This window comes from Brucella sp. 22210 (assembly GCF_052045675.1).
Classification (GTDB): domain Bacteria; phylum Pseudomonadota; class Alphaproteobacteria; order Rhizobiales; family Rhizobiaceae; genus Brucella.
Window position 1 is genome coordinate 1 of sequence record NZ_JBQEPD010000066.1, and the last position, 5,565, is coordinate 5,565.

Below are 5,565 nucleotides of genomic sequence, written 5' to 3' on the forward strand. Positions count from 1 at the left end.
CCGTCGGCGAGCGGTTACTGTCCAAGTCATCGTGAGCTCCATCGAATCTAAGCAATCCGATTGGATCATAACCTGTTGTAATCGCTCAACCCTTTTTGGAACAGGCTCTAAGCATGGTGGGCTGTTGTGGGACAGTTGGCCATGGCCAACTCGCTCGCCGTATTGGCAACCGACTGTAATCATTGGCATTTGCCATGGTTTACGAATCGTGTAATTCTGGATACGGTTTTTTCACTATTTCTGAATATAAAGCGCATCGACAGGAGTCATTCGATGCTACAAGACAAAAGCGCTTTTGCGCAACTTTCGTCCGACGCGCGTATTCAGCGTCATGCTAAGCAGCTTTCAAAGCAGCTGCAATTGCTGCGTGAAAGATTGTTTCCGCCAACAGCAGAAAAACTGCTCAGGACATTCACATCGGGAGAAGCGGCTCAGCTTGTTGGTGTTTCCGACGGATTTCTTCGCACATTATCGAATGAAGGGCGAGGGCCTATACCTGAACAATCCTCTTCGGGGCGACGGTCATACACGCTTGCGCAGGTAAATGAGTTGCGTGAGTATATGTCCAATGCGAAGCCCAAAGATGCATTGAGCTATCTTCCTCGCCGCAGACCTGGTGAGAAACTACAAACGATAGCCGTCTCAAATTTTAAGGGCGGAAGCGCTAAAACCACCACGACCATTTACCTCGCTCAGTACCTGGCTTTGCAAGGATATCGGGTGTTGGCCGTCGATCTCGATCCCCAAGCGTCACTTTCCACGATGCTTGGCATTCAGCCGGAATTTGATCTCGAGGATGGAGATACGCTCTATGGAGCGATCCGTTACGACGAACAAAAACGCCCGATGAAGGACATCATTCGCAAGACCTACTTTACGGGGCTCCATCTCGTTCCCGGTAATCTTGAATTGATGGAGTTTGAGCACGAAACGCCGACTGCGCTTCTGGAGCGAAAAACTTCTAACGCCGATATCTTCTTCAAAAGGGTAGGTAATGCGCTCAGCGAAGTGGAAGCTGATTATGATATTGTTGTCATTGATTGCCCGCCGCAGCTTGGATATCTCACCTTAGGTGCGGTCTGTGCTGCGACAAGCATATTGATTACCGTCCATCCTCAGATGGTTGACGTCGCTTCAATGTCGCAATTTCTCTTGATGACTTCAGACCTTCTGTCGGTTGTTCACAAGGCTGGCGGACAACTCCAGCACGACATGATCAAGTACGTCATTACCCGTCACGAACCGCATGATGGGCCTCAAGCGCAAATAGTCGGGCTCCTCAGAAGTTTGTTTGGTGAGGAAGTGCTTGCACCAACTGTTTTAAAGTCAACAGCGATATCGGACGCCGGCCTCAGCAAGCAAACCCTTTATGAAATCGAAAAGGGACAGGTTAGACGGCAAACCTATGATCGGGCTATTGAATCATTAGATGCAGTCAACAGTGAAATCCTGATGGGCATTCAAAAAGCATGGGGGAGAGTATGAGCCGCAAGAATATGCTTGCTGATATCATATCGTCTACCGCGCAAGAGGCTTCACAAGAAGAGAATTCCGAGAAGTTGGCCATGGCCAACTCCGATAATTCCTCTGAAAAGCGGGTTTTGGCTGGTTCAGTTCGGACAATGGGCCTCGCACTTGACCGAATGGAGAACGAGAGCAAAGCTCTTCATGACGCGTTAATTGCCGGTGAGAAAGTTCTAGAGCTAGATCCTAATTTAATAGAAGGCTCCTTTATCCGTGATCGTTTAGACAACGATCTAGATGAGAATGACGAACTTGTTCAATCAATCCTTCAAAACGGTCAAGAAGTTCCCATTCTTGTTCGACAACACCCTCATAAGGCTGAGCATTTTCAAGTTGCATATGGGCATCGGCGTCTAGCTGCACTTCGATTACTGAACCAAAAAGTCCGCGCCGTTGTTCGGGAATTGACCGACGACCAATTGGTCGTAGCGCAAGGCGTTGAGAACGCTGCCCGTAAGGATCTCAGTTATATTGAAAAGGCGCTTTTCGCGCATGGCCTGGAAAGCAAGGGATTTACGCGCGACGTTATCGGTCGTGCAGTATCGCTTGATAAAGGTGAACTTTCTAAGCTGATATCGGTCGCAAAGCGTGTTCCGTACGAACTGATCAGAAAAATTGGTGCTGCTCCATCGGCTGGCAGACGTCGGTGGCAAGAACTCGCCGACCTACTCGAAGATTCCAATTTGTTTGAAAGAGCAAAACTTCAAACGACAGATTCAAAATTTCATCTAATGAGTACGGATGATCGGTTTACGACGCTATTGCGAAATCTAACAGCACGCCCGCGGCCTGAAGAAACCCCACTGAAAAGTTGGAGATCAGAAGACAAAAGCGCAAGTTTTAGCATTGCTCGTAAGCCAAAGAGAGTTTTGATCGAATTATCGAACCCAAACGGTCTTCTCTTTGGAGACTGGTTATCAGATCGACTGGAATCGCTCTACGATGAATTTCAGCGCTCTAAAACGGAAAAAAACGGAGAGTAACCCAAAAGAAAAAGGCCCCCAAAACGTCGCCGTCGTGGAAACCGATCTCTTCAATCTAGCAATTTAAGGATCGCATTTCTTCGAATCACTGTCAAGAGTCTTTGGCACCGTTTTGGTGAGCAGATTTCTTTTGCCTGAAGGAAGGTGAAGGACAATGCAGCTTGGAAATGTGACGACGCCCTTTGGGCGGCGGCCGGCGAAGCTTGCGCTCGTGAAGCGCCAGTTTGCACAGCCTGAAGAGCGGGCAGGGCAGGCGGTTGATAAATGGAAAGTGTTCCGTGATGTGTGCGAAGCACGCTCGCTTCTTGGCATTCAAGACCGGGCACTATCCGTATTGAATGCGCTGTTGAGCTTCTATCCGGATGGCGCATTGTCCGATAAGGCTGGCTTGATCGTCTTCCCGTCCAACGCACAACTGTCAGTACGTGCGCACGGTATATCCGGCGCCACACTTCGCCGTGCGCTCACAACGCTCATTGATGCAGGCCTGATCGATCGTCGGGATAGCCCGAATGGAAAACGTTATGCTCACCGCGATCGGGCAGGGGAGGTCGAAGACGCGTTTGGCTTCAGCCTGGCGCCGTTGCTCACCCGTCATGCAGAGCTCGCACAGCTCGCCCAGCAGGTGGCGGAAGAAGCCCGTCTATTCCGACGCGCGAAAGAGTCTTTGACCATCTGCCGTCGCGATGTTCGTAAGCTGATTACAGCAGCGATAGAAGAGGGGATTTCTGGCAACTGGCTTCAGATGGAAGCTGTCTATGTTGATCTCATGAGCCGCCTTCCGCGCTCTCCATCCCGTCAAATCGTCGAAAGTTTGCTCGACGAGATGAAGCTTTTGCGCGAGGAAGTCATTAACCGGTTGGATATCCACGAAAATTCCAATGAAATGAGCGGCAATGATGATCACAATGAGCGCCACATACAGAATTCAAATACCGAATCCACCATTGAATTTGAACCTCGCTCTGAAAAAGAGCAGGGGGCAGCCGAACCGCTAGAGAAACCTGCGATGAGCACGCCATTGAAGGCATTTCCTCTGGCAATGGTGCTGCAAGCCTGTCCGGAAATCACCAATTACGGGCCAGCTGGTGCAATCGCCAACTGGCGAGACCTGATGACGGCCGCGGTCATAGTCCGATCGATGCTCGGCGTCAGTCCGAGCGCCTATCAGGAGGCTTGCGAGATCATGGGACAGGAAAACGCGGCCGTGGTGATTGCCTGTATTCTGGAACGTTCCGGACACATCAAATCGGCTGGCGGGTACTTGCGGGATCTAACATCAAGGGCGGAGCGCGGCGAATTTTCGCTTGGACCGGTCATTATGGCTTTGTTGAGGAACAATACGCAGCATTTGAGCCTGGTGAACTGAATTGACTATTCGAGGGGATGGACTTCCGCATTGTCCTGAAATTCACGCAGGTCTTTGTAGGAGGCATGCCGTAGTGTTAGATCATCAGTGGCCATGGCGCAGGAGGCTCCTGCACAAAATGTCATGAGTAGAAAATGAACGAAAAAATCGACGAGGGCGTAGAGAACCGGCACAATTCCGTTTCTCATAATGGACGTGAGCTTGAACTTATGCTGTCTGGGCTCAAGCCAATGGCATCGTTTGTTGCAGAAGATCTTGTTCCGCCCGAATTGGTCGGTGACGCGGAATTCGCATCATACGTTGAATCGGGGCAGCTTACTAAACACGTCTACAGAAACGATGCGTTCGGATTTGAAATGCGAAGCTATTGCTTGCCCAAGGAGGAGTGGCGGGGAAAACTTCATAATCTTATCTATCAGCTCACCTGGGAACGGAAAATAGATGGCGTTTTTAACCGCGAGGACCGAGAACGCATAGAGGGTTTTCTACTTGGATATTCGAAAGAAGATACCGAAAGACATCTGGAGGCCGTGCTCCAACACTTAAGGTCCCAGAATCAATAGGTTAAATGTCGCCTCTTTTCCATAGAGGCGACATCGGTTCACGGTCCATAATTGATTGCATTCAAGGAAACGGATTGTTTTGGCTATCCGTTATCCCGCAGCCCCATCTGAAATCCTCATAAAATTGGGGCTCGGAGAGCATCAAATAGGTAGTACGATTAAATTATCAGTGTAGGCACCTTACTCGTACATGACGTTCCTGCGCGGGATTTTTCGTAGAAAACAAAGCAATTCTCTTTGGCATACGATTTGGTCCCCTACCTGAACTGACCCCGACGGCGCCTTCTGACCGGTTTTTATACGTATCCTGCGCCTGCCCCCTACTGGGGAAATCGCGCTTTTGGTATTGCAAATATACGGCAATGCCGTATATTAAAAATGTGCACAGTGTAATCCAAACCACTACTTTTCTGGTGCAGGCCAAGCGATGCGGTTTGTCTGACGATGAACTGCAAGAGATTGTTGCCGTGCTTGCGGCTGATCCGGAGGCGGGAGCACTGATCGCTGGAACGGGCGGCGCGCGCAAGTTGCGCCATGCAAGAGGCGGCCAAGGGAAAAGCGGAGGATTCCGCACCATCCATTATTTTGGCGGCAGGGATATTCCTGTCTATTCCTGTCTTTGCCCTCGCGATCTACGGGAAGAATGAGAAGGGAAATCTCTCTAAAGCCGAACAGAACGAATTGGCCCGCATCCTTCCTAAGCTGGCCGATGCCTATAGACAGAGAAAGGATAAGAAATGACTTTCGGAAAAGAGCTTATCGAGAGTGCAAATGAAGCACTCGCAATTGCAGAGGGTCGTGCCGAACCCGCCGCTGTTTTTGTCCCGGAAACCATCGATGTTGCAGCCATTCGCAAGCGCCTAAAACTTTCACAAGCAGAGTTTGCGAAGCGATATGGTCTACCTGCCGGTACAATCAAGGATTGGGAGCAAAAACGCCGCCAGCCGGATCGTGCTGCGATGCTGTTGCTGAAGGTGATAGAAAAAGCCCCGGACACGGTAGCGCAGGCGATCCGCACATAAAGAGGCTAGGCCGTGCACTCATAAATAGGCTAGCTATTTGAATGGATTGGTTATTGAAAGGCCTCGGATTTGGAGGTCTTTGATGTCACGTCGCCGCTATGAAC

At 50.1% G+C, this 5,565-nt stretch carries 6 protein-coding genes; all 6 read left to right on the forward strand.

Going from position 1 to position 5,565, the window contains the following annotated elements:
• Positions 1-273: 273 nt before the first annotated feature.
• The 6 genes from repA to nadS all read left to right on the forward strand — a co-directional run bounded on the left by repA (position 274) and on the right by nadS (position 5,461).
• Positions 274-1,485 (forward strand): plasmid partitioning protein RepA, encoded by a 1,212-nt coding sequence (repA, locus tag ACTJKP_RS25440; RefSeq protein WP_440632665.1) that lies wholly within the window; start codon positions 274-276, stop codon positions 1,483-1,485.
• Positions 1,482-2,507: a plasmid partitioning protein RepB gene (repB, locus tag ACTJKP_RS25445; RefSeq protein ID WP_440632659.1), complete on the forward strand. Its 1,026-nt coding sequence runs from the start codon at positions 1,482-1,484 to the stop codon at positions 2,505-2,507. Before repA ends, repB begins: the two co-directional genes overlap by 4 nt.
• A gap of 154 nt (positions 2,508-2,661) precedes the next feature.
• Complete coding sequence (gene repC, locus ACTJKP_RS25450) at positions 2,662-3,876, forward strand: plasmid replication protein RepC (RefSeq protein ID WP_440632660.1); 1,215 nt, start codon at positions 2,662-2,664, stop codon at positions 3,874-3,876.
• 134 nt (positions 3,877-4,010) lie between these two features.
• Entirely contained in the window at positions 4,011-4,439 is a 429-nt protein-coding gene (locus tag ACTJKP_RS25455; protein ID WP_440632661.1) for a hemin receptor, read from the forward strand.
• Positions 4,440-4,973: 534 nt separating this feature from the next.
• Positions 4,974-5,180: a hypothetical protein gene (locus tag ACTJKP_RS25460; protein WP_440632662.1), complete on the forward strand. Its 207-nt coding sequence runs from the start codon at positions 4,974-4,976 to the stop codon at positions 5,178-5,180.
• Entirely contained in the window at positions 5,177-5,461 is a 285-nt protein-coding gene (gene nadS / locus ACTJKP_RS25465) for a NadS family protein (RefSeq protein WP_440632663.1), read from the forward strand. The genes ACTJKP_RS25460 and nadS overlap by 4 nt, the downstream gene beginning before the upstream one ends.
• Positions 5,462-5,565: the final 104 nt, after the last annotated feature.